We start from the raw sequence: 24882 nt of genomic DNA, 5'->3' as shown, positions 1-24882 counted from the left end.
ATAGTCTTGCTGGATAGCCGGCCCACGCGGGCGCAGGCAAGAGGGGTGGCCGGAGCCGATTTTCTGAAACCGCGTAGTATACCATGTTGCGCTGCAACCCCTCGGGGAAATCCTGAATATTTTCAAAGGGTTGCTTTTACAGCGCGGCGATGCGACAAATATTCGCAGCCGCTTTGATGAAATCGATATTGGCCTGCGTGGATGAGTGGGACGCTGCTGGATACGCGACCACAGGGAGCAGGCCATGTCCAACCAATTACTTAAAGGATACGCAATCGCTATCCCGGGCCTACCCGCCGATCACACCTATGCCCTCAGCGATGCCGGAGACAGGTGGCCGTGCGGCGGCCGCTGCGCTGGCGGCGCGCTGATCTGCCAGGCGCCAGGAAACCTGCGGCTGGCGCGTTGCCTCGCTGGGGCGGATAACCAGGCCGGCATCGTGTACAGCGTGACCGGGGTGTGCCATCAGATAGCCAACAGGATACTGTACGCCTGCGGCCAGACCGTTTGCGGGGCGCGCGGCTACGGCTGGTCGGTGTTTGTGTACGGACCGTACGGGCTGGATGCGGCCAGCTTCAAGTCCTGTCATCCAGTACGGCGCCCATGGCGCCAATTACAAATGTGCAGACGCCCCTAACTTTTTTAAGTGGCGTATATTTGTTAAAAGGCTTATCGGATTTACTTCTCAGGAGGTGCAATGATGGACGCCGAATTCAAGGAAATGGCCAAGGCCACGCTCGGGGCTGGCTTCGACGAAGACAAGCTTGAGCAAATCCAGGCCTTGCAGACCGAGTTGCGCGCTTCACTGGCCTCGCTGTATAAGCAGTTGAGCTTGGGTTCCCTGGCCAAGGCTGATTACCTGAACCTGAACTCGGAAGCGCAGCGCATCACAGCCCTGCGCTGCGAGGCCGTGCTGGGCGCCGACGGCTTCATCAAGCTGTTCGGCATTCCTGCCGCCGAAGCCGGACGCGTTATCGATCCGGCCCTGGCCGCTTAACTCTGCGCGGCGGCGATCAGGCGTTCGGGGGCGAGGATGCTGTACTCGCCCAGTTGGCCGGTGCCCAGCAGCTTGCCATCCTGGTAGATGCGCACCCTGCCCTGCTCGGCCGGCACCTGTACCGCCGGCTCCTTGCCCAGCGGCAGGCGCTGGCCTTGCAGGAAGCGCTTGGCCAGCTCTGCCGTCAGCATGATGGCCGGGAACGATTGCAGCAGCGCGTCCACCGGGGCCAGCAGTGACAGCGGCGCCTCATGCGCCAGCAGGGCTTCCATCGTGATCATGCCGTCCGCCGTCAGGGCCCCGACCTGGGTGCGGCGCAGCGCGTTCAGGTGGGCGCCGCAGCCCAGCGCCTTGCCGATGTCCTGGCCCAGCACGCGGATGTAGGTGCCCTTGCTGCAGGTGACCGACAGCTTGAGGAACGGCGCTTCGTACGACACCAGTTCCAGCTTGTGGATCACCACGTGGCGCGCCTCGCGCTCCAGCGTGATGCCGGCGCGCGCGTATTCGTACAGCGGCTTGCCGTCGCGCTTGAGGGCCGAGTACATGGGCGGCACTTGCTCGATAGCGCCCCGGAAGCGTTCCAGCACCTGCGCTATCTGCGCCAGGCTCACGTCCACCGGACGCGTTTCCTGCACCTCGCCTTCGGTGTCGCCGGTGTCGGTGGTGATGCCCAGGTGGACGATGGTTTCGTAGGTCTTGTCCGCTTCCAGCAAGTCCTGCGAGAACTTGGTGGCTTCCCCAAAACATAGCGGCAGCAGGCCGGTGGCGAAGGGATCGAGGGTGCCGGTGTGGCCGGCCTTTTTGGCGTTGAGCACGCGCTTGGCCTTGATCAGGGCGTCGTTGCTGGAAAAGCCGACCGGCTTGTCGAGCAGCAGCACGCCGTCGACCAGGTCGCGCGGCTTCTTCATCGGTTTGTTCATGCTGTGGGAATTACTCGGCGTCCTCGCCATCGTCCAGGGCGCGGGTGGCGTTGGCCTGGTCGATCAGGGCCGACATCTCCATGCCGCGCGCGGTCGAGCGGTCGTGCACGAAGTGCAGCGAGGGCAGCGTGTGGATGTGCAGGCGCTTGCCCAGCAGGTTGCGCATGAAGCCGGCCGCCTTGGTCAGGCCGTCCAGGGTGTTCTTCACCTCTTCCGGGCTGTCCTTGAGCAGGGTGAAATACACCTTGGCGTGGGCATAGTCGGGCGTCAGCTGGACCTCGGTCAAGGTCACCATGCCGATGCGCGGATCCTTCAGTTCGAAGGCGATGATTTCGGACAGGTCGCGCTGGATCTGGTCCGCCACGCGCAGGCCGCGCTGTGGAATGTTTTTGCTGTGTTTGGCCATGATGGCGACTGCTTTCTAAAACGGCAAATGGACGGGAGCTGCGACGCCCCCGTCCACTTCACCTTGATGCTACCCGGTCCTGCCAGATTACAGGGTACGGGCGATTTCCTGGACTTCGAACACTTCCAGGGTGTCGCCAACCTGGATATCGTTGTAGTTCTTCAGCGACAGGCCGCATTCCAGGCCGGCGCGCACTTCCTTGGCGTCGTCCTTGAAGCGCTTGAGCGAATCGATCTCGCCGGTCCACACCACGATGTTGTTGCGCAGCAGGCGTACCGACGAGGAACGCTTGACCACGCCATCGGTGACCAGGCAGCCGGCGATGGCGCCGACCTTGGACACCAGGATGACCTGGCGGATTTCCACCTGGCCGGTGATGGTTTCGCGTTTCTCCGGCGCCAGCATGCCCGACAGCGCAGCCTTCACCTCTTCGATCGCATCGTAGATGATGTTGTAGTAGCGGATGTCCACGCCATTCGACTCGGCCAGCTTGCGGGCCTGGCCGTCGGCACGGGCGTTGAAGCCGATGATGACCGCTTTCGAGGCCACCGCCAGGTTGACGTCCGATTCCGAGATGCCGCCCACGGCCGCGTGCACGATCTGCACCCGCACTTCCGAGGTCGACAGCTTCTGCAGCGAGCTGACCAGCGCTTCCTGGGAACCCTGCACGTCGGTCTTGACGATCAGCGGCAGGTTCTTCACTTCGCCTTCGGCCATCTGGTCGAACATGTTCTCCAGCTTGGCGGCCTGCTGCTTGGCCAGTTTCACGTCGCGGAACTTCCCTTGACGGAACAGGCCGATTTCACGCGCCTTGCGCTCGTCGGCCATGACCATGGCTTCCTCGCCGGCGGCCGGCACTTCGGTCAGGCCCTGGATCTCGACCGGGATCGAAGGACCGGCTTCGCTGATGGGCTTGCCGTTCTCGTCCAGCATGGCGCGCACGCGGCCATAGGAGGAACCGGCCAGCACCACGTCGCCGCGCTTCAGGGTACCGGACTGCACCAGGATGGTGGCCACCGGACCACGGCCCTTGTCCAGGCGGGCTTCCACCACCAGGCCACGGGCCGGGGCTTCCACCGGCGCGGTCAGTTCCAGCACCTCGGCCTGCAGCAGCACCTGTTCCAGCAGGGCGTCGATACCGACGCCGGTCTTGGCCGACACCGGCACGAACGGCGAATCGCCGCCGTATTCTTCCGGCACCACGCCTTCGGCCACCAGTTCCTGGGTGACGCGGTCGACGTTGCCGCCCGGCTTGTCGATCTTGTTGATCGCCACCACCAGCGGCACGCCGGCCGCTTTCGCGTGGGCGATGGCTTCCTTGGTCTGCGGCATGACGCCGTCGTCGGCCGCCACCACCAGGATCACGATGTCGGTCGCTTTCGCGCCGCGGGCACGCATGGCGGTGAACGCCTCGTGGCCCGGGGTGTCCAGGAAGGTGATCATGCCGCGCGGGGTGTCCACGTGGTAGGCGCCGATGTGCTGCGTGATGCCGCCCGCTTCGCCCGATGCCACCTTGGCGCGGCGGATGTAGTCCAGCAGCGAGGTCTTGCCGTGGTCGACGTGGCCCATCACGGTGACGACCGGTGCGCGCGGGGTGGCCTCGAAGTGGGCGTGCTCGCCCTGGTCGGCCAGGATGGCTTCCGGATCGTCCTCGGCGGCAGCGTGCGCCTTGTGGCCCATTTCTTCCACCACGATCATGGCGGTTTCCTGGTCCAGCACCTGATTGATGGTGCACATCTGGCCCAGCTTCATCAGCTGCTTGATGACCTCGGATGCCTTGACCGACATCTTGTGCGCCAGTTCGGCCACGGTGATGGTTTCCGGCACGTACACGTCCTTGACCACGGCCTCGGTCGGGGCCTGGAAGTTGCTTTCGCGTTCTTCCGAGTGGCCATGGCGGCGGCCGCCCTTGGCGCCGCCGCGCCAGCTGTCGCGGCCGTTGGCGTTGGCGTTGGCGCCGCCACGGCCTTTGGGGCCCGGTGCGCCGCGCTTCTTGGCGTCGTCCGACCAGGTCGACGACACATTGGCCGACTTGATGGATTTCTTGTCGCCGGTGGCGGGTTTCTTGTCGTCTTTCTTGTCCGTGGCGGCGCCGGCGGCCGGCTTCTTGTCCGCCGGCTTGTGCAGCGTACCTTCCGCCACCTTGGGCTTGACCGGGGCCGGGGCCGGTTCCGGCGCCTTGATGGCGCGCCGCGGCGCGTTCATCATGGCCTTGATCTGGGCCACTTCGTCGGCCACGGCCTTGCGTGCACGCTCGGTGGCGGCGGCGCGTTCGGCCGCTTCCTTGGCGGCGGCTTCAGCTTTCTGCTTGGCTTCCTCGGCGGCGGCTTTCTTCTGCGCATCCTCGGCGGCGGCGGCGGCGCTGGCGTTGGCGGCAGCCGACTTGGCGGCGGCGGCGCGCGCGGCCTCGTCCTCGGCGGCCTTCTTGGCGCGTGCCTCGGCTTCGGCGTTGGCCTTGGCCTGGGCTTCCTTCTCCGCGTCCAGCTTGGCCAGGCGCTCCTGTTTCTCGCGCAGCTCGGCTTCCTGGCGGGCGATCAGCTCGGCCTGCTTGCGGGCCTCTTCCTCGCGGCGGGCGATTTCAGCCGCGTCCACCACGGGAGCGGGCGGCGCCGGCGGCGGCACGTCGTCGCGCTGGACGAAGGTGCGCACCTTTTTCACCGCGACCTGGATGGTGCGCGATTTACCGGTGGCGTCGGCCTGCTTGATCTCGGTGGTTTCCTTGCGGGTCAGGGTGATCTTTTTCTTTTCCGTGTCCGCGCTGGCGCCGTGGGTACGGCGCAGGTGATCGAGCAGCTTATCCTTATCCTCTTTCGACAATGGATCTGACGCCGAACTTTTTTCGACGCCGGCGGAACGCAGCTGCGTCAGCAGCAAGTCTGCAGGCATCTTCAGTTCGGTGGCAAATTGGGCTACGTTGTTACTCGCCATTCAGTCCTCTTTTCTATGTGTCGCGTAGATGATAAAGATATTGCTCAAGCCTTGGCCGCTTCCGCCAGGCTCCATGCCTTGGCCTGCAGGGCCTTGGCGCGGTCGTCGTACTTGGCGTCGACCAGCTTCATCTCATCATCGGTCACATCTGCAAATTCAGTCTTGATCAGTTCCCGTGCGCGGTCGGCCGACAGGGCCAGGATCGCGCCGAATTCGTCGTAGGCCAGACCGGCGAAGCCTGCGACAGTCTTGATGCCCGCCAGGCCCAGCTTGCCGGCCGTGATGCGGTCCATCCCCTCCAGGCCCACCAGCGCCTCTTCCATGCCCTCCAGGCCCTCTTCCGAGGCAATGGCCTCGGTCACCAGGGCGTCGCGGGCGCGGGTGCGCAGCTCGTTGACGGTGTCTTCGTCGAACGATTCGATGTCCAGCATTTCCGAGATCGGCACGTAGGCGATCTCTTCCAGGCTGGCGAAGCCTTCTTCCACCAGGATGTCGGCCACTTCCTGGTCGACGTCCAGTTTTTCCATGAACAGGGCACGCACGGCGGCGGTTTCGGCGGCCGATTTGTCGGCCGATTCCTCGGCCGTCATGATGTTGATCTTCCAGCCGGTCAGTTCCGACGCCAGGCGCACGTTCTGGCCGGAGCGGCCGATGGCGATGGCCAGGTTTTCCTCGTCCACCACCACATCCATGGCATGCTTCTCTTCATCGACCACGATGGACGAGACATTGGCCGGGGCCAGCGCGCCAATCACGAACTGGGCCGGATCTTCCGACCACAGCACGATATCCACGCGCTCACCGCCCAGCTCGCCGGTCACGGCCTGCACGCGCGAACCGCGCATGCCGACGCAGGTGCCGATCGGGTCGATGCGCTTGTCGGCCGTGTACACGGCGATCTTGGCGCGCACGCCGGCGTCGCGGGCGGCGGATTTGATCTCCAGCATGCCTTGTTCGATTTCAGGCACTTCCAGCTCGAACAGCTTCATGATGAATTCGGGCGCGGTGCGCGACAGGATCACCTGCGGGCCGCGCATATTGCGGTCCACGCGCAGGATGTAGGCGCGCACGCGGTCGCCGATGCGCAGGTTTTCTTTCGGGATCATCTGGTCGCGCGGCAGGCGCGCTTCGATCTTGCCCGATTCGACGATGGCGTCGCCGCGCTCCATGCGCTTGATGGTGCCGGTGACCAGCGAGTCGCCGCGTTCCAGGAAGTCGGCCAGGATCTGTTCACGCTCGGCGTCGCGCACGCGCTGCAGGACCACCTGCTTGGTGTCCTGGGCGAAGCGGCGGCCGAATTCCACGGATTCGATCGGTTCCTCGATGTGGTCGTCCACTTCGATATCGGGGATTTGTTCCTTGGCTTCGAAGTGCAGGATTTCCTGGTCCGGCAGCTGCAGGCCCGCCTCGTCCGGCACCACGTGCCAGCGGCGGAAGGATTCGAACTCACCCGACTCGCGGTCGATCGAAACGCGGATGTCCACTTCACCCTCATAGCGTTTCTTCGTGGCCTGCGCCAACGCGAATTCCAGTGCGCCGAAAACGACTTCCTTGTCGACGTTTTTCTCACGCGCCAGCGCGTCCACCAATAACAAAACTTCGCGACTCATGCTTTGCGTCCCTTAAAATCCACCTGCGGCACCAGACGTGCCTTATCCATGTCGGCCAGCGTGAACTGCAGCTGGGCCGGACCTTCATTAGTTTCAAATTCCAACGACAATTGCTCGCCCTCGGGCTCCTGCAGGATGCCCTGGAACGATTTCCGGTTGTTCGTACCCGGCATGGCGATGCGCAGCTTGACGATCGCCTCGCAGCCCGCGAAGCGCTGGAAGTCGGCCAGCTTGCGCAGCGGACGGTCCAGCCCCGGCGACGAGATTTCGAGACGCTCGTAATTCACGTTCTCGACCGTCAGCACGTGCGACAGCTGATGGCTGACCGTGGCGCAATCCTCCACGGTGATCGGACCCTTTTCCTCGGCGTCGGCGGCGCTGAAATCGATATAGACGCGCAGCAGTCCGCGCTCGGCCCGTTCGACATCAACCAGCTCATAGCCCAGACCCGATACGGTCTTTTCAATTAGTTCCGGCAGCTGCAAGAAATTCTCCAGATCAAAACCCGTTTCTGATACTCAAAAGCGGGCCATACAAAACGGTACACCAAAAAAAAAATGGGCTATTGCCCATCTTCTTGTGTTGCCACCTCATGCAAGTCCACCAAGGCGTTTAGCCGGGGATAAACTTTGCTAGGCTGCCTATTATAACGCCAACTTGATTACGCTGCAATGCCGCACAGCAGCTGGGATAACGTTACAACAGAGGCAAAACACTGGCCAGCACAGGCCAAAACGGGCGTCCAGCCACCACAGATGTGGCCGGACGCACCCAAATCAACCCTTGCGGCGACGCGCGCCGTGGTCCATGGCGCCGCCGCGCGGCGGCTGGCCACGGCGCGGGGCCGACGGGCCGCCGAAGCCGAAGGTGGTCTGCAAGGGATCGGGCTGGCGCGGGCCGCGCTGCTGCTGCGGCGCCTTGGCCTTGGCCTGGCCACCCTGGCTGCCCTGGCTGCGGTTGCCACGGCCGGGCGCCTCACCCAGAGGACGGCCGCCGCCGTAGCCGGCCACGCCCTGCGGACGGCCGCCCGGACGTCCATTCTGGCCGCCCTGGCCACCGCGGTTCTTGTTGCGCGCGGGCTTGGCGAACGGCAGGGCATTGCCGTTGTCCAGGTCCAGGCGGTTGAAGTTCGGCTCGTCCTCGTCGTCCTCGTCGTCATCGTCGTAGTCGCGCTCGTTGCCACGGTTGCCGTTGGCCTGCTGCCGGGGCTGTTGCTGGGGCTTGCCGCCCTTGGCCTTGGGCCCCTTGTTCAGCGGCGGCTTGTCGCCCTCGGCCTTCTTCTCGACGCCGTAGGCGGCCTGCAGCGCGCGCACGGCGTGCTCATCCATCTCTTCCCAGCGGCCGCGCTTGAGGCTGCTTGGCAGGGTCAGGGCGCCGTAGCGGGTGCGGATCAGGCGCGACACGGTCAGGCCGATGGCTTCGAACATGCGGCGCACCTCGCGGTTGCGGCCCTCGCCGATCACCACCCGGTACCACTTGTTGACGCCTTCGCCGCCGCCGTCGGCGATCTTGGAGAATTGCGCCACGCCGTCTTCCAGCTCGACGCCGGCCAGCAGCTTCTGGCGCATGCCTTCTTCCAGCACGCCCAGGGTGCGCACCGCGTATTCACGGTCGATGCCGTAGCGCGGGTGCATCAGCCGGTTGGCCAGGTCGCCCGAGGTGGTAAACAGCAGCAGGCCTTCGGTGTTGTAGTCGAGGCGGCCGACGGCCAGCCACTTGCCCGACTTCATGGTGGGCAGGCGCTCGAACACCGAGGCGCGGCCTTCCGGATCGTCCATGCTGACGATCTCGCCGGCCGGCTTGTGGTAGATCAGCACGCGCGGCGGCTTCTTGCTCACGCGGCGCTGTATCAGCTTGCCGTTGATGCGCACCGCGTCGGTGGCCAGGATGCGCTGGCCGATGTGGGCCGGCTCGCCATTGACCGAGACGCGCCCGGCCAGGATCAGCTCCTCCATGTCGCGGCGCGAACCCAGGCCGGCCTCGGCCAGCACCTTGTGCAGCTTGGGCGCGTCATCCTCGGCAGTGAGGTCGCGGCGCGCCGGCTTTTGCGGGGTGCGGCCCTTGGCGCCATCCTCGCTGTCGTAGGCGTCCGAGGTGACAAACGAGAACGCGGCGTCAGCCTCGTTTTCCTTGCCGCCGCCCTTGGCGCCGTTCTTGCCGCCGTGCTGCTGTTTGTTCTTGCCCTTCTGCTTGCCGTTGCGCTGTTCGCCACGGGCCTCGTTGCGCTGGCCGCGCTCCTGGCGCTGCTTGCCATCCCTGGGCTGGCGCGGCTGGTCGCCAGCCGGCGCGGCGGCGGCTTCGCCTTCAGTTGCGGCCTCCCCTGCGGCGCCCTGTTCGGCGCGCTGTTGCTGCTGCTGGGCCTGGCGCACTGCGCGCTGCTCGCGCATCTGGCGCGGGCCGCGCGGGCCGCGCTGGCGGGCTTCGCCGTCAGCGGCGGGCGCCTGGCCTGCCTGGGCCGTGTCGGCGGCAGCGGCGGCGGGAGCGGCAGCCTGGGCTTCAGACGCAAACGCCGGCGCGGCGGCCTTGGGCTTGCGGGCACGCGCACGGGCCGGGCCGGCGCCATCGGCAACTGCGGGGGCCGAGGCAGCAACGGCTGCAGGTGCGGCAGCGCCGGCGGGCGCGGGTGCGGCGGCTGCCGGAGCGGCGGCGGCTTCCACTGCGGGCGCCTCGGCAGTCTTCCTGGCGGCCTTGGCGCGCGGCTTCTTCACGGGCGCCGGGGCATCAGCCTGGGGTTCGGCGGCGGCAGCCGCCACCGGCGCTTCGGCGTCCCCGGCAGCGGCGGCGGCCTTGGTCTTGCGCTTCGGCTTGGCGGCGGGGGCGGCGCCGGCCGCGTCGGCGGCAACAGCAGCAGCAGCGGCGGCCGCCTTGTCGGCCTCGATCTGGGCCTTGGTGCGGCGCTTGGGTTTGGCCGCTACATCGGCCTGTTGGCCGACCGTCTCTTGGGTATCAGGTTTGTTCATTGTTCGTATCTTGGTTGTGCTCAGCGTCAACCGTTAAATCTGGCGCAATATCGTGGGTCAAAGCGGCGGCGGGCGCTGCCGCCGCGCCTTCCGTACCATCGGGTTGTTGCACAGCGTCGTGCGCTGCCTTCTCAAAATTCTCCTGCAGGGCCGCTTCCAGCGCAGCCATGTCCGGCCCGCTTCCCTGCCCATCGCTGATTTGCTGCAAGGGCGGCAGCTGGGACAGCGAATTCAAGCCCAGGTCATCCAGGAACTGCCGGGTGGTGCCCAGCAGGGCGGGCCGGCCGACCACATCGCGGTAGCCTATGCTTTCTATCCAGCCCCGGTCTTCCAGCATCTTGATCGTCTGCGAGTTGACGGTCACGCCGCGGATTTCCTCGATATCGCCGCGCGTGACCGGCTGGCGGTAGGCGATGATGGCCAGGGTCTCCAGCGTCGCCCGCGAGTACTTGGGCGGTTTTTCCGGGTTCAGCCGGTCCAGGTAAATCTTCATGCCGGGGCGGCTCTGGAAACGCCAGCCACTTGCCAGGCTGACCAGCTCCACTCCCCTGCCGGACCAGTCCGACTGCAATTCTTCCAGCAACTCCTTGAGCGTCTCCGTGCCCAGTCCCGGACCCAGCGCTTCCCCCTGGTCGTCCAGTTCGACGTACAGCTTCTTCAGACTGTGGATCGAGAGCGGCTCATGCGCGCATAGCAACGCGGTTTCGAGGACCTTTTTCGCCTCTGCTGTATCCATAAGCTATCTTGTGGCTGCATTCTCATGCAGGAAAGAAATCAATCACATTCAGTGAGGCGGTGGCCGGCATGGCCATGCCGCCTGGCGGGAAGACTCGCTGAAGCTGTTTTTTCCGACGCCCGGAGCCATGCGCCGGGCGGGAGAGAGAGACATGCTACCGGGCTGGAACGCGATCCGGGACTATCTAGGCTTGCACGTCCGGGCGGACAGGCGCGAAGCAAACTGCCTGAATTGTACCTGATAAAAGATAGAAAAGCGCAATTCCCTCCGCGCTTTAATGTAACAGCGCTTACGATTGAGAAAGTTTCTCGGACAAGATTGCCGAAACGCCAACAAAAGCAGGGTACTGCGCCGTGATCACAAAAGTCGGCACCTGCGACAAGTAGCCGGCAAAGCGGCCCTTGTGCTGGAAGCGGGCGCGGAAGCCGGAGCGGTCGAAACGCTGGCCCAGCTTGGGCACGATGCCCCCGCCGATGTACACGCCACCCTGGGCGCCCAGGGTCACGGCCAGGTTGCCGGCAATGGTGCCCAGCATGCGGCAGAAGGCTTCGATGGCTTCATCGCACAGGGGGCACTCGCCCCCCAGGGCGCGGCGCGAGATCTCGGCCGCGCTCAAGGACTCGGCCGCCTGGCCGGCCTGGTCCGCCAGGGCGCGGTAGATCAGTTCTATGCCCACGCCCGACATCAGGCGCTCGGCCGACACGTGCTCGAACTCGCGCCAGGCAAAGCGCAGGATGGCCACTTCCTGCTCGTTGACGGGCGAAAAGCTCACATGGCCACCCTCGCTCAGCAGCGCGGTCCAGCCATCCTTGCCCGGCACCAGGCCGGACACGCCCAGGCCGGTGCCGGCGCCGATCAGGCCCAGCGGAGTACCTGGTACCGGAGCGCCCTCACCCACCTGGCGCTTCTGGTGGGCCGACAACAGCGGCAGCGAACGGGCCAGCGCCGTGAAATCGTTCACCACCAGCAGGGTATCGAACCCGACTTCGCGGCGCAGCGCCTCGATGGAGAAGGCCCAGTGATGGTTGGTCATGCGCACGAAGTCGCCGATAACCGGATTGGCGATGGCGATGGCGCCATGGCGGATGCCGCCGGCCACGGCCGCCGCCACTTGGGGCAGAGCCAGGTAGGCCAGCAGCGCCGCCGCCAGGGTCGGATAGTCGGCGCAGGCCAGCACCTCGATGGCCTCGACCTTGCCCGGCGCCGGCTCCAGCGCAAAACGCGCATTGGTGCCGCCCACGTCGGCCAGCAGGCGCGGGCCGCCGGCGTAGTTGGCAGTGGTGAAGGCAGGCGTGGACGAAGGCTGTGCGGTCATGATGGATCAGTGATGGTTGAGGCTCAAGCTTAAAGTTTTCTTGATCCCTGCGCAAGCAAAGTTTGTAGTTTTAGTACATCCATGACCGGATTTACACAAAGTGATGATTTTTTGGCGTAGTTCAACTACTCAGCCGTTGACACCTCCGTGCCGGACGGCAGCCGGGGAAGCGATGGTCAGACGGAAGCGGGGTCTTCGGCGTCCAGCACCGAAGCACGGGGGAAGGCGGCGTTCCAGGCATCGAGCCCTCCGTGCAGGGGGCGGGCGCGCAGGAAGCCGTGGCCATGCAGCTCCTTGGCCACATGGGCGGCCGAGACATCGTTGGGGCAGCTGCAATACACAATGATATGACGGTCCTTGTCCAGCGCGGAAATCTCGGCATTCGGTTCGCCGCCATTGAACAGCAGCGCGCCGGGGATGGCGGGTTCGAGCAGCTGGGCGGTGGCGCTGCGGGCGTCCACCAGCACCGGTTCGCGGCCCTGCTCCAGCAGCGCCTTGAGTTCGTCCATGCTGATGCGGCCTATCTGCACCGACTGGTGGAAACGCTTGCGCTCCACATACTTGAAGGCCACGAACAGGGCCAGCAGCACGCCCAGCACGATCAGCGCCGTGCTGCCCATGGTGCTGAGGATATCGAGCACCTGGTCGACGCTGGTGTGGAAATAGGCGCCGATGGCGATCCCGGCCCCGCTCCACACCATGCCTCCCAGCACGCTGTAGCCCAGGAACACGGGATTGCGGGTACCCATGGCGCCGGCCAGCGGCGGCGCGATGGTGTTAAAGCCCGGGATGAACTTGGCCACCACCAGGGCCTTGGGACCCCAGCGCTTGAAATTGTCCTCGGTCTGGCTGACGCAGTAGTCGGGGGACAAGGAAATGCGGCACAGCAGCTTGAGGATGCGCTTGCCGTAGTAGCGGCCGGCGCGGAACCAGAAATAATCACTGATCAAGCAGGCCGCCATGCTGACCGCCAGCACCGCCAGCCAATTGCTGTCGCCGTCCACCGACAGCGCGCCGGCCACGATCAGGATGGGAAAGGCAGGGATGGGCAAGCCTATCTGCTCGACGAGCACGACCGCGAACACGATCAGTACGCCGTATTGCTGCAGCAGGAGGATTAAGTTTGCCATCCTCATATCTTAACGCAAAACGCGGCGTCCCGCGCCCCGCCATCGGCGGGAGCTCTTTACATGAATTTACGCTCAGCTACATTACTTTACCCATGAAAGGTTGATCTTATCCCCAAAGTGTGGTTTGCATCGCACATTTATGGATTGCAAGAGTTTTATTTTGAAAGCGTTTCCATGAAACTAATTGTGTTTGACACAACAAATCGGCGCCGCGAATTGCCGGAAATTACAAGGAGAAGCAGGCAGGAAGCCGGAATATACCGTGTTGCACGCTTACAACAACATTTCACCAATGTTGCTCACCACATAAGAATACGGGAAAACACCGCATTGACGCAATTTTCCACGGGTGATCTGATAGGCGCGCTTGAGAAAAATTGCAATTCTCAGCATATCGCAACGTTTAACGTTCAACAAGAAAGCCACTCCGGGAGTAGATCAACGATGATGATAGAGACTGTATTGGCGCGCTCGGTGCGCCTGATGTTCGCCGGCGGCCTGGCTGCCGCCACCCTGGCCGGCGCGGCCCAGGCCCAGGACAACCAGGGCGCGCTGCAGCGCGTGGAAATCACCGGTTCCAGCATCAAGCGCGCCAGCGCCGAAACCGCCTCCCCGGTCCAGGTGATCAGCCGCGACGACCTGCTGAAATCCGGCAAGGCCACCGTAGCCGACTACCTGCAGACCCTGACCGCCGACGGCGCCGGCTCGCTGCCTACCGGCTTCGGCAACGGCTTCGCGGCCGGCTCCACCGCCATCTCGCTGCGCGGCCTGGGCGCCACCTCGACCCTGGTGCTGCTGAACGGCCGCCGCATGGCCCCGTTCGCCCGCGCCGATGACGGCCAGAAGAGCTTCACCGACCTGTCCACCATCCCCATGCAGATCGTCGAGCGCATCGAGATCCTCAAGGACGGCGCTTCCTCGACCTACGGCGCGGACGCCATCGCCGGCGTGGTCAACATCATCCTGCGCAAGGACTTCACCGGCCTGACCGTCAAGGGCGACACCGGCACCTCGCGCTACAGCGACGCCAAGCAGCACAAGGCCTCCATCACCTGGGGCAAGGGCAACCTGGACGAGGACAAGTACAACGTCGTCATCAACGCCGAATACTTCAAGTCCGAGATGCTGATGAACAGCGACCGCGCCGACCGCGCCTGGATCGGCAAGGGCGACCTGCGTCCGTACGGCTACCCGATCGGCACCCAGTTCGCGTCCGGCTACATCAGCGGCAACAACAACGCCGCCGCCAGCCCGGCCGGCTCGATCCGCAACCCGGTCACCAACGACTACGTGTCGCTGCCGGGCTGCTCCAAACTGTCGACCGCCTCGCCACAAGACCCGAAAGGCGGCTGCCTGTGGTACGCGGACCAGTTCCGCTCCATGCAGCCCAACATCGAAGGCGTGAACCTGTACACCCGCGGCACCTGGCAGATCAATGAAACCACCCAGGCTTACGCCGAAGCCGGCTACTCGCAGCGCAACACCGCCTTCACCCTGGTGCCGCCGTCGATCACCCCGACCGTGGCCTTCCCGCCCAACGCCAGCAATCCGTCCGGCGTGATCAACTGGGGTTCGGGCGCCGGCACCACCATCGTGCTGGCCCCGTCGCACCCGCAGAACCCGTTCGGCGCCGCCGCCCGCGTGCGCTACTCCGCCTTCGACGTCGGCCCCAGCACCCGCGCCGTGGACAACAACTTCACCCGCTTCGTGGTCGGCCTGAAAGGCTCGGCCTACGGCTGGGACTTCGACACCGGCTTTACCCACTCCGAGTCCAAGCTGGACCTGGACTACAGCAACATGCTGAACATGGCGGTGGTGAAAGCCGCCCTGGGCGACCCGACCAGCAAGTACTTCCCGTACTACATCGGCGACCAGGCCTACAAGAATCCGGCCTCGCTGTACGCCGCCATGGTCACCCATGCCTACTCGCATTCGGTCACCAAGCTGGACATCATAGACTTCAAGGCCAGCCGTAGCCTGATGACCCTGCCGGGCGGCGACCTGGGCCTGGCAATCGGCGCCGAGCACCGCAAGGACAAGCTGTCCAACCCGTCGCTGTCGGGCACCGAGAACGGCACCATCAACTCCAGCTACGTGGCCGCCTTCGGCGACAGCAAGGTGTCGGCCGTCTCGGTCGAACTGCTGGCCCCGGTGCTGAAGACGGTGGAACTGTCGGCCGCCGTGCGCTACGACAAATACGACCGCTTCTCGTCCACCACCCCGAAAGCCGGCGTGAAATGGACCCCGGTCAAGAGCTTCGCCCTGCGCGGCACCTACTCGGAAGGCTTCCGTGCTCCCGGCCCCGCCGAGAGCAGCGCGCAGTCGCAATCGACCGGCACCTCGACCGTGCGCGATCCGGTGCGCTGCCCGAACGGCACCCCGCTGCCGGGCGCGACCTCGACCGACTGCGCCGCCTCGGTGGCCGCGGTCAAGATCGGCGATCCGAACCTGCGTCCGGAAACCTCGAAAGGCTTCACCCTGGGCCTGGTGTGGGACCCGCTGAACGACCTGTCGATGTCGCTGGACGGCTGGAAGATCAAGCGTTCCGACGAGATCAACCCGCTGCCGTACAACGAAGCGGCCGCCCTGCCGACCGCCGTGCGTGCTGACAACAACCTGACCATCAACGGCGTGGTGGTGCCCAACACCGGCACCCTGCTGATCACCAAGGCCCCGTACCGCAACTCCAGCTTCACCGAAGTCAAGGGTATCGACCTGGACGTGAAACAGCGCCTGCGCCTGGGCGACTACGGCCGCGGTTCGGTCGGCCTGACCTGGACCCACGTGGCATCGTGGGTGCGCGCCGAGTCGGCCACCACCCGCTACCAGTTCGCCGGCACCCATGGCAACTGCGACACCTCCAACTGCGCCGGTACGCCCAAGGACAAGATCAGCCTGAACGCATCCTGGGATCCGAACCAGGCCTGGAACTTCAGCGCCATCGCCAACTACCGTTCGGACATGAAGAACGTGCTGTTCGAAGGCGACCTGTGCGCCTCGAGCCTGGCCAGCGGCGCCGCCGCCCCGAACGGCTGCAAGATCGCCTCGTTCACCACGGTCGACATGTCGGCGCGCTGGAACTACAGCAAGCAGTTGCAGCTGTTCGCATCGGTCAACAACGTGTTCGACAAGATCGCACCGCTGGACCCGCTGACCTACGGCGGCATGAGCTACAACCCGATGGACGCCTCCGGCGCGATCGGCCGCTACTTCAAGCTGGGCGCCAGCTACAAGTTCTTCTGATGGGATAACAGCCAACTAGAAGGATACACCGCGCGCCGGGGCTGGGCCTGGCGCGCAACTCACAGGGACGGTGGCGACACCGTCCCTTTTTTCATGGGCCGCGCATAAAAAAAAGCCCCGGGCAAGCCCGGGGCCAATACAACGGGAACGTGGTTCGTTCGGCTTAGAACGTATAGTTCGCGCCCACGCTGAAGTAGCGGCCCACGGCGCCCGCCTGGTGCAGCGACGGGTTGTAGGGCGCGTTGGTGCCGGACGCGATCGAGGTGCCGCCGTAGGTCTGGGCGTCGATCGGGGCCTGGCGGTCGAACAGGTTGAGGATGGAGCCGCGCAGGGTCAGCTTGTCGTTCACCTTGTAGGTCAGGTTAAGGTTGGTGGTAGTGAACGAGTTCACCCGGCAGTAGTGGGTCGGGTAGGTGCTGGACGCGAAGTACAGGTTGGAGTTCTGCAGCGAAGTCTCGCAATCGTCGTTGGCGCCGCCGGTGGACGGATCGAGCACGCTGTAGCTGTCTATCCAGTTGACCGTGGCGCTGGCGGTGAACGGTCCCTTCTCGTAGCCCAGGGTCAGCTGGGCGCGGTTCTTGGGATTGCCGGTGTCGCCCGAGATCACGGTGGGGCCGTGGGTGCCGGCCAGCTCATAGTCCTGGCCGCCGGCGGTCAGGGTGTAGCTGATCATGTGGCTCAGGTTGAGGCCGGCCTTGAAGTTGCCCAGGTCACCCTTCTTCCACGTGTATTCCGTGTTCAGGTCGACGCCGGTGGTCTTGGTGGCGTTGGCGTTCACGTAGCCCGAGGTGGCGTACAGGATCTGGCCCACCGACGGCGTGGCGACATAGGTACCGCCCTTGCCGTCCGAATACACCTGCGGGGTCGGTGTGCCGCGCACGAAGGCCGGCACATAGCCGGGCAACGAGGCCGCCGTCACGATCTGGTTCTTGATCTCGATCGAGTAGTAGTCAATGGTGGTGCTCCAGCCCTTGACCGGCTCCAGTATCAGGCCCAGGGTGTGCGACTTGGATTTCTCGGGCTGCAAGTCCTTGCTGGTGACTTGCACATAGCCGGGCGAGAACAGGCAGTACTGCGACACCACGCCAGCCGCCTTGGGATCGCCGCCCGGGCACAGCTGCGGATCATTGACCTGGTTGAAGCTGAAGCTGGAACCGGCGGTGCCGTTCTCGGCCGGACCAGGCGCGCGGAAGCCGCGCGAATAGGTGCCGCGCACCGAGATCCAGTTATTCGGCGTGTACTTGAAGTCGGCCTTGGGAGTGGCCGAGTGGCCATAGGTGTCGTAATGGTCGTAGCGGCCGGACAGGCCCAGCTCGAGTTCCTTGAGCGCCAGGCCGCGCAGCTCGCCGAACACGGCGGCATTTTTCTCCGTGCCCATGGCGAACGCCGTATTGCCGTTGATCTGGCCGCTGGCGAACTCGTTGGCCGCCGGCGCGTTCAGCTTCTTGTAGATGTAGGAAGCGCCCAGGGCCAGCGACAGGTCGCCGCCCGGCAGCTGGGCAATGGCGCGCGAGCCGTGCACTTCGGCGAAGTCCAGTTCGTCGGTCTGGCGCGAGCTGAAGGTGGGCGAGATGGCGGCATTGGCGGCCGCGCTGTTGCCGCCCGTGATCTTGTACGGATTGGTGGGGTCGTTCAGCGCGTTGTACAGGGCCAGCCGGTCGACATAGCCGCTATAGGTCTGGGTGGTGTTGATGCGGGTATAGCCTAGCGCTGCCGACAAATCCCAGCCGGCGGCGCTGCCGCTCACCTCGCCCACCACGCGGTAGGACTTGGAATCCACATTGTCCATGCGGCCGCCGAGGTCGGTGAGGTAACCGTACACCCGGGCCGGGCCGCCGGTGGTGTTGCCGGGGTAGTTGGCCGGCACCAGGAAGGACGGGATCACGCCGACCTGGGTCGGGGCCACGCCCGGCGCCAGCGCCGTATTGCCGGCATAGCTGCCGGCCGGGTAGAACACGGGCGTGGTCTCGACCGCGTCCTTGCTCTGCATCATGGACGCCTTCAGGTTCAGCTGCCAGTCGCCGGCCAGTTTCTTGACGAAGCTGCCCACCACGTTGAGGTTGGAGGTCTCCGGCTGGATCTGGGCCCAGGGGTCGGTGAAGTCGCAGCTGCTGGCGCTGGGTTGGCAGCCGCCGGCATAGATGGCGTACTTGCGCGTGGTCGGGTTGTACAGATACGGCACCAGGGTGCGCGGGAACGGGGTCAGGTCGTTGACGGCGCCCGGGGTCAGGTCCAGGCCGCCCTCGCCGCGCCAGTCGGTGCGGGCCCAGTCCTTGTCGGCGCGCTGGGTCAGCATGATTTTCTTTTGCTTGCGGTATTCGATGCTGCCGAAGGCGGTCCAGCCATCCTGGTCCAGGTCGCCCCAGCCATGGGTCAGGGTCACGTGGCCGGTCTCGCCGCCGCCGGCCTCGGAAGTACCGCCCTCGGCGCTGATGGCCGTGCCCTTGAAGCTTTTCTTCAGCACCACGTTGACCACGCCGGCAATCGCATCCGAGCCGTAGGTGGAGGAAGCGCCATCCTTGAGCACGTCGATATGGTCGATGGCGTCGAAGGGGATGTTGGAGATGTCGACAAACGAGCGCTGGCCGTCGTCCGACAGCGGATACGGCGCCATGCGGTGGCCGTCGATCAGCACCAGGGTGGCGCCCACCGTCAGGCCGCGCAGCGACACGCCCGAGGCGCCGCCGGCAAAGGCGCGGTTGAAGCTCTGGGAGATGGTGCCCTGGCCGTTGGCGGTCAGGTCGCGCAGCACTTCGGACACCGTGGTGTAGCCCTGCTTTTTCATCTCATCGGCGGTGATGACCTGCACCGGGCTGGAGGTTTCCTTGTCGGCGCGGGTGATGTAGGAGCCGGTCACCACCACGCGCTGCATGGACTCGTCGCCGCTCTGGGCCAGGACCGGTGCGCTGATGGCCGCCGACAGGGCGCCGCTGGCGGCAAGCTGCATGATTACCAGCGGCATGGACTTCATTTTCAACTTCATCAAAAACTCCTTATGGGACGATAGGGTCGGGCAAGGAATGGGGTGGATTGCCAAATTACACTTATTTCATAAATGCAATTATTGCCCGATTAACCATCAAACCATGGGGCCGGAGCCGGGGTCAACGCCTGCCGTGTAACCCGTTTGTCACAAACAACAGGCTACAATTTGATACACAAATAAACTACATTTTCTATCGTGCATGGGTGCATCATGCGGAAACTGGCCTTATTCTGGTCTACGCTCATGAGACATGAAACTGTTGTTTTTTGCGGAAAACGTTTCCATGAATGCATTAAATTGCTGCTTCGCAGCATAAAACCGTCTTCCGTTGTCGTATAAAAGTAACGCGTCGTCTAGACATTTCTCGCCAAAAATACCGGGCAATTGCTCGTATTCACGCACCAAAATATTTCATCCCAAGTAAGGCGTGCCGGATTTTCAACATTGAAAATCCTGTTTTGGGTGTTTTGGCGCGTTAATTTTCTTATCAGCACCAAATTAGAGCGTTTTGCGCACTATTCCAGTGCAATTCGGCGCAGCCTCTGCATGCCCCAACAGGGCCATTTTGTGCATTGACACTGTGCCAAGCGCGGTGCTTTGATGACGTTTAGGTAAGACACACAAGGTCTGCCGGCGGTGCTGCGCCGCAAATAAAAAAATCACGACACGTGCCAATAAACACATTGGGAGTAGAGAAATAATGATGATGGAAACTGTATTGTCGCGCTCAGTCCGCCTGATCTGCGCAAGTGGCCTGCTGTTGGGCGTCACCGGCGCCCTGGCGCAGACGGAAGACGCCCCCATGCAGCGGGTGGAAATCACCGGCTCCTCGATCAAGCGCATCGCCGCCGAGGGCGCCTTGCCGGTGCAGACCCTGACCCGTTCCGATATCGAGCAGAGCGGCGTGCAGAACGTGGCCGACCTGGTGGCGCAACTGCCCTCCATGCAGGGCTTCATCACTTCCTCGGCTTCCGTCAACGGCGGCGGCGGCGGCGTCCAGACCGCCTCCATCCACGCCATCGGCACCCAGTACACGCTGGTGCTGCTGAACGGCCGCCGCATGGCGCCTTACGGCACCGGCAGCGCCGTCAACCTGGCCAGCATCCCGCTGGCGGCCGTCGAGCGCGTCGAGATCCTGACCGACGGCGCGTCCACCCTGTACGGCTCGGACGCGATTGCCGGCGTGATCAACTTCATCCTGAAGAAAAACCAGACCGACCTGGTGGTCGAAGGCACCTACAACTCGCCGCAGAAATCGGGCGGCAAGAGCAGCAACTTCTCGATCAGCAAGGGCTGGGGCAACCTCGACAATGACGGTTTCAACGTCCAGCTGTCCTATGCCCACGACGAGCAGAAAGAGCTGAACGCCAGCCAGCGCGACTTCGCCAAGTCCGGCGTGCTGCCGTTCACCCACAACGGCAAGAAGTACGTGACCTGGCAGACCAGTATCAACTCGACCCCGGCCAACGTCGAGGTGGTGACTGCCGATGACGACGTGGTGCTCAATACCGACCTGCTGAACAACAAGGCCTGCACCCAGGCCAACACCTTCTCGCGCAGCGGCGCCTGCCGCTTCGACTACGCCGCCACCGTGCAGCTGCTGCCCGAACTCAAACGCGACAGCGTGTTCGCCAACGGTTCGCTGAAACTGGGCAAGGACACCACCGCCTACAGCGAACTGGTGCTGTCCAAGTTCACCAACACCGCACGCTACGCGCCGGCGGCCCAGCCGCTGACCGTGTTCAGCACCGACCCCGTGACCAAGGTCAAGACCATCAACAGCGCCTACATCGGCGCCTACAACAAGTCCATCGTGCCGCTGCTGGCCAGCCAGGGCATCAACGCGGCCGACGCCACCGACGCCTTCCTGTACTACCGCGGCGCCGACGCCGGCGGCCGCACCGACGAATACCGCACCGACGCCGCTCACTTCGTGCTGGGCGTGGACAGCAACTACGCGGGCTGGGACCTGGGCGCCGCCTATACCCACTCGCAGAACAAGCAGACCGACAAGGCCCTGGCCGGCTACATGAGCGGCAACAAGTTCGAGGAACTGATACGCACCGGCGCCTACAATCCCTTCGCCTCGACTGCCAACGCCGCCTCCATCCTGGCCCCGGCCGTGCTGCACCAGGACCTGGAAGTGATCAAGTCCAAGCTGGACGTGGTCAGCGTGCACGGTTCGCGCGAAGTGTTCGACCTGCCCGGCGGCAGGGCCGCCCTGGGCCTGGGCGCCGACTACACCAAGCAGAAATACGAGGACACCCCGTCCCAGATCGCCATGGGTCCCGGCCCCGGCAACCCGGGCTGGACCGACGTGGAAATCGGCGGCGGCACCGGCTCGCAGGCGCTCGACGCCAGCCGCAACAACTGGGGCGCGTTTGCCGAACTGCTGATGCCGGTGGCCACCAACCTGGAAGCCACCACGGCAGTCCGCTACGACAGCTACGACGCGGTGCAAAAGCATAACGTCAGCTACGACACGGCCGGCAAGGTGGCCCAGAGCGGCAAACTGGGCGAGGACGTGGCCAAAGCCACCTACAAGCTGGCCGTGCGCTACACCCCGAGCCAGGCCCTGCTGCTGCGCGGTTCCTACGGCACCGGCTTCAAGGCGCCGACCATGAACAACATCGCCGACCCGCTGAAGAACGCCGGCTCCTCGAACGCCTTCCCCTGCCCGGTGAAGGCGCCCGATCCGCGCGCCGTGTACTGCCGTCCGGGCTCGTCCGAATACGGCCTGCTCGACAGCGGCAACCCGGCCACCGGCGCCAACGCGCTGAAGGCGGAAACCTCCAAGCAAGCCACGCTGGGCTTCCGCCTGGAGCCGTTCAGCGCCCTGTCGGTCGGCCTGGACTGGTGGGACGTCAAGCTCAAGAACCAGATCCGCACCTTCTCGCAGGACCAGCTGTACACCAACCCGACCCTGGCCAACCAGTGGATCGCCGTGTACGCCGATCCGATCCAGAAGAGCAATGTGCTGGTGGCGATACGCCAGCCAATGAACCTGGCAACCTCGCACTTCCAGGGCCTGGACTGGGACACCACCCTGCGCGCCGCCACCCCGATCGGCAAGGCCAGCGTCAACTGGACCGGCACCTACATGCTGAAAGCCGAGCAGGAAACCCCGGGCGTGGGCGTGGAAAAATCCATCGGCCGCTTCAACTCCTATGACGACGTGGTGTTCCGCGTGGTCAGCCGCATGATCTTCGCGCTCAAGACCTCGGACAAGCTGAGCAACTCGCTGACCATCAACTACCGCTCCGGCTACCACGACAAGCCGCTGACCGAGGATGACGCCCAGGTGCGCGTGGTCAACGCGGATGGCAGCATCGGCGCGGTATCGGCCATGGTGCGCGACGTCAAGTCCTACACCACGGTGGACTACCAGGCCAAGCTGAACTACGTGAAGAACCTGACCGTGACGGCCGGCATCCGCAACCTGCTGGACCAGGACCCGCCGTTCTCGGTGCGTAACTCGGGCGGCGGCAACCAGGTCGGCTACGACGGCCGCTACGCCGATCCCCTGGGCCGCACCTTCTACGTGACGGCGCAGTACAAGTTCTGATATGGCGGCACGGCGGGGACGGAAGGTAGCAGCCGTCTCCCGCCACGCCTCAGGCGGGACATCGATGCACCACTGGCCGCGCTCGCGGCCAGTGTCTTATCGGGGGTAGATTTCGCCGGCCACGGCGCGGATCGCGTTCAGCAGGCTGGTGGCGCCCGGCGACAGCAGCTGGTTCTGGCGCGTGATGATGCCGAAGGCATCCATCTGGCACGGCAGGTCGATCGGCAGGATGGCGAAGATTTTCAGGCGCGCGTAGTTGCTGGCCAGTTCGCGCGGGAAGGCGTGCAGCAGGTCGGACTGGTGCAGCAGCTCGCTGATGACGGGGATCTCGCTGGTCTCGATGACGTTGTTGGGCGGCTCGATGCCGAGGCGGCGGAACATCAGGTCGAATTTATGCCGCAGCACGCTGCCCGGCGGCGACAGCACCCAGCCATAGCTGGCGATCTGCTGCAGCGTCAGCCGCGGTTCCTTGAGCAGTGGATGGCCGACCCGCGCCACCACGCACAGCGGCTCGCTGGCCAGCTCCTCGTAGTGGAACAGGGCCTTGCTCTGCTGCTCCAGCAGGCGGCCGATCACGAAGTCCAGGGCGCCGGTCTGCAGCTGGCCGATCAGGGTATTGCTCATGTCGACCTGTATGCCCACCCGCAGCAGCGGCGAGTGCTGCTTGACCCGGGTGACGGCGGCCGGCAGCAGGGTCACGCTGGGCGTCATGATGGCGCCGATGTTGACCTGTCCCACCAGCCCGGCCTTGAGCGCGGCCAGGTCCTCGTGGGCGTTGGCCAGGTTGGCCAGGGCCATGCGCGCATGCCGTATCATGGCTTCGCCGAACACGGTGGGCAGCACGCCGCGCGTGGTGCGCTCGAACAGCTGCACGTCCAGCAGTTCCTCCAGCTCCTTGAGCTGCTTGGAGGCGGCCGGCTGGGTCATGTCCATCTCCTCCGCCGCGCGGTGGATGTTGCGCTGCTCGTCCAGCGCGATCAGCAACAGCAGCTGCCGGGTCTTCAGGCGCGTCTTGAGGCTGCGCGCGCTGCTGCTGATGTCGGCCATGCGCGCTCCCGTCAGCCGAAGCGCGGCTGGTTCACGCCGGCCACCTCCACCCGCACCGAGAACAGGGCGCCGGTGAGCGGGTAGTCGGCCAGCTGCTGGGGGCTGTTGTCCTCGGCTGCGCTGACGATGTACAGGGTTTTCAGGTCGGCGCCGCCAAAGGCGACGGAGGCCGGATTGCGGGCCGGCACCGGGATGGTCTGCAGCAGTTCGCCATCCGGGCTGTAGCGGCACACGCGGGCGCCGCCCCACTGGCCTATCCACACGCAGCCTTCGCTGTCGACCGTCATGCCGTCCGGCGAGCCTTCGCTGTCGGCGTCGAACTGGCGCCACACGCGCGGTGCGCCCAGGCTGCCGTCGGCCGCCAGCGGATAGGCGTAGGTGCGGCCTTCGTAGCTGTCGGTGTGGTACATGGTGGCGCCGTCCAGGCTGAAGGCCGGGCCGTTGCAGATGTGGTAGCCGTCGTCGGCCACGTGCAGGGACAGGTCGGGATCGAGGCGGAACAAGCGGCCCACGGCCTGGGCGTAGTCGGTGTTGTGCATGGAGCCGGCCCAGATGCGGCCATGGCGGTCGGCCTTGGCGTCGTTCATGCGCAGGCCGTCGCCTTCGGCGAACGGACGGGCGATGTAGTCGATGCGCAGTTCCGGCTCCAGCCACAGGCGGGCGATGCCGTCGCGCAGGCCGGCCATGAAGCCGTCGCCATCGCGGCGCGCCACCAGCCAGCAGATGTAGTCGGGCATGGCCCAGCTGTGGGTCTTGCCATCCAGGGCGTCATAGCCGTGCAGGGTCTTGCCCTTCAGGTCCACGAAATACAGGCGTTTCTGTTCCGCCACCCACAGCGGACCCTCGCCCAGCTGCGCTTTCGCCTCCCAGAGGCATTGCACGTCGTAGTTGCTCATCAAGTCCGCTCCGGTAGAGATTCCCGAGCCGCCATCATACGGCGAACCCGGCACACAAGGAAGAGCGGGGGGGGGGGGGGGGGGGGGGGGGGGGGGGGGGGGGGGGGGGGGGGGGGGGGGGGGGGGGGGGGGGGGGGGGGGGG

At 64.9% G+C, this 24882-nt stretch carries 16 protein-coding genes; 4 read left to right on the top strand and 12 right to left on the bottom strand.

Annotated elements, in window-relative coordinates; genetic code table 11:
• The first annotated feature begins 244 nt into the window (after positions 1 to 244).
• Positions 245 to 637, top strand: coding sequence for a hypothetical protein (locus ACLB1G_RS13715; RefSeq protein WP_491627782.1), 393 nt, complete (start codon positions 245 to 247; stop codon positions 635 to 637).
• Positions 638 to 697: 60 nt separating this feature from the next.
• A complete protein-coding gene (locus ACLB1G_RS13710) occupies positions 698 to 997 on the top strand; it encodes a hypothetical protein (protein ID WP_491627781.1) in 300 nt (99 codons plus the stop codon).
• On the opposite strand, the gene truB is transcribed toward ACLB1G_RS13710, so the two are convergent.
• From truB to ACLB1G_RS13665, 9 genes are all read right to left on the bottom strand, one after another.
• Positions 994 to 1917 (bottom strand): tRNA pseudouridine(55) synthase TruB, encoded by a 924-nt coding sequence (truB, locus tag ACLB1G_RS13705; RefSeq protein ID WP_491627780.1) that lies wholly within the window; start codon positions 1915 to 1917, stop codon positions 994 to 996. The two genes, ACLB1G_RS13710 and truB, sit on opposite strands and share 4 nt — an antisense overlap.
• Positions 1918 to 1927: 10 nt before the next feature.
• A complete protein-coding gene (rbfA, locus tag ACLB1G_RS13700) occupies positions 1928 to 2323 on the bottom strand; it encodes a 30S ribosome-binding factor RbfA (protein WP_491627779.1) in 396 nt (131 codons plus the stop codon).
• Positions 2324 to 2410: 87 nt separating this feature from the next.
• On the bottom strand, positions 2411 to 5251 hold the full coding sequence (gene infB, locus ACLB1G_RS13695) for a translation initiation factor IF-2 (RefSeq protein WP_491627778.1): 2841 nt from the start codon (positions 5249 to 5251) through the stop codon (positions 2411 to 2413).
• 44 nt (positions 5252 to 5295) lie between these two features.
• A complete protein-coding gene (gene nusA, locus ACLB1G_RS13690) occupies positions 5296 to 6861 on the bottom strand; it encodes a transcription termination factor NusA (RefSeq protein ID WP_491627777.1) in 1566 nt (521 codons plus the stop codon).
• Positions 6858 to 7346, bottom strand: a complete 489-nt coding sequence (gene rimP, locus ACLB1G_RS13685) for a ribosome maturation factor RimP (RefSeq protein WP_491627776.1) — start codon at positions 7344 to 7346, stop codon at positions 6858 to 6860. The genes nusA and rimP overlap by 4 nt, the downstream gene beginning before the upstream one ends.
• Positions 7347 to 7637: 291 nt before the next feature.
• Positions 7638 to 9821, bottom strand: a complete 2184-nt coding sequence (locus tag ACLB1G_RS13680) for a pseudouridine synthase (RefSeq protein ID WP_491627775.1) — start codon at positions 9819 to 9821, stop codon at positions 7638 to 7640.
• Entirely contained in the window at positions 9808 to 10557 is a 750-nt protein-coding gene (scpB, locus tag ACLB1G_RS13675) for an SMC-Scp complex subunit ScpB (protein WP_491627774.1), read from the bottom strand. The genes ACLB1G_RS13680 and scpB overlap by 14 nt, the downstream gene beginning before the upstream one ends.
• Positions 10558 to 10846: 289 nt before the next feature.
• Positions 10847 to 11872, bottom strand: coding sequence for a glucokinase (locus tag ACLB1G_RS13670; protein ID WP_491627773.1), 1026 nt, complete (start codon positions 11870 to 11872; stop codon positions 10847 to 10849).
• A 176-nt stretch (positions 11873 to 12048) separates the two neighbouring features.
• The gene (locus tag ACLB1G_RS13665; protein WP_491627772.1) at positions 12049 to 13002 is read right to left on the bottom strand and encodes a VTT domain-containing protein; all 954 of its coding nucleotides are present in this window, start codon (positions 13000 to 13002) and stop codon (positions 12049 to 12051) included.
• Between the two features lie 444 nt (positions 13003 to 13446).
• Here ACLB1G_RS13665 and ACLB1G_RS13660 point away from each other — a divergent pair, with 444 nt between their 5' ends.
• Positions 13447 to 16245: a TonB-dependent receptor gene (locus tag ACLB1G_RS13660; protein WP_491627771.1), complete on the top strand. Its 2799-nt coding sequence runs from the start codon at positions 13447 to 13449 to the stop codon at positions 16243 to 16245.
• 163 nt (positions 16246 to 16408) lie between these two features.
• Here the strand turns inward: ACLB1G_RS13660 and ACLB1G_RS13655 are convergent, their stop codons facing one another.
• Positions 16409 to 19228: a TonB-dependent receptor gene (locus ACLB1G_RS13655; RefSeq protein WP_491627770.1), complete on the bottom strand. Its 2820-nt coding sequence runs from the start codon at positions 19226 to 19228 to the stop codon at positions 16409 to 16411.
• Between the two features lie 721 nt (positions 19229 to 19949).
• Here ACLB1G_RS13655 and ACLB1G_RS13650 point away from each other — a divergent pair.
• Positions 19950 to 22796, top strand: a complete 2847-nt coding sequence (locus ACLB1G_RS13650; RefSeq protein WP_491627769.1) for a TonB-dependent receptor domain-containing protein — start codon at positions 19950 to 19952, stop codon at positions 22794 to 22796.
• Positions 22797 to 22892: 96 nt separating this feature from the next.
• Here ACLB1G_RS13650 and ACLB1G_RS13645 read toward each other — a convergent pair whose 3' ends face one another.
• Entirely contained in the window at positions 22893 to 23843 is a 951-nt protein-coding gene (locus ACLB1G_RS13645; RefSeq protein ID WP_491627768.1) for a LysR family transcriptional regulator, read from the bottom strand.
• An 11-nt stretch (positions 23844 to 23854) separates the two neighbouring features.
• A complete protein-coding gene (locus tag ACLB1G_RS13640) occupies positions 23855 to 24739 on the bottom strand; it encodes an SMP-30/gluconolactonase/LRE family protein (RefSeq protein ID WP_491627767.1) in 885 nt (294 codons plus the stop codon).
• Positions 24740 to 24882 lie beyond the last annotated feature (143 nt).

This window comes from Duganella kummerowiae (assembly GCF_053572355.1).
The sequence above is the reverse complement of the archived record's forward strand: the minus strand, read 5'-3'. Positions and strand labels throughout refer to the sequence as shown.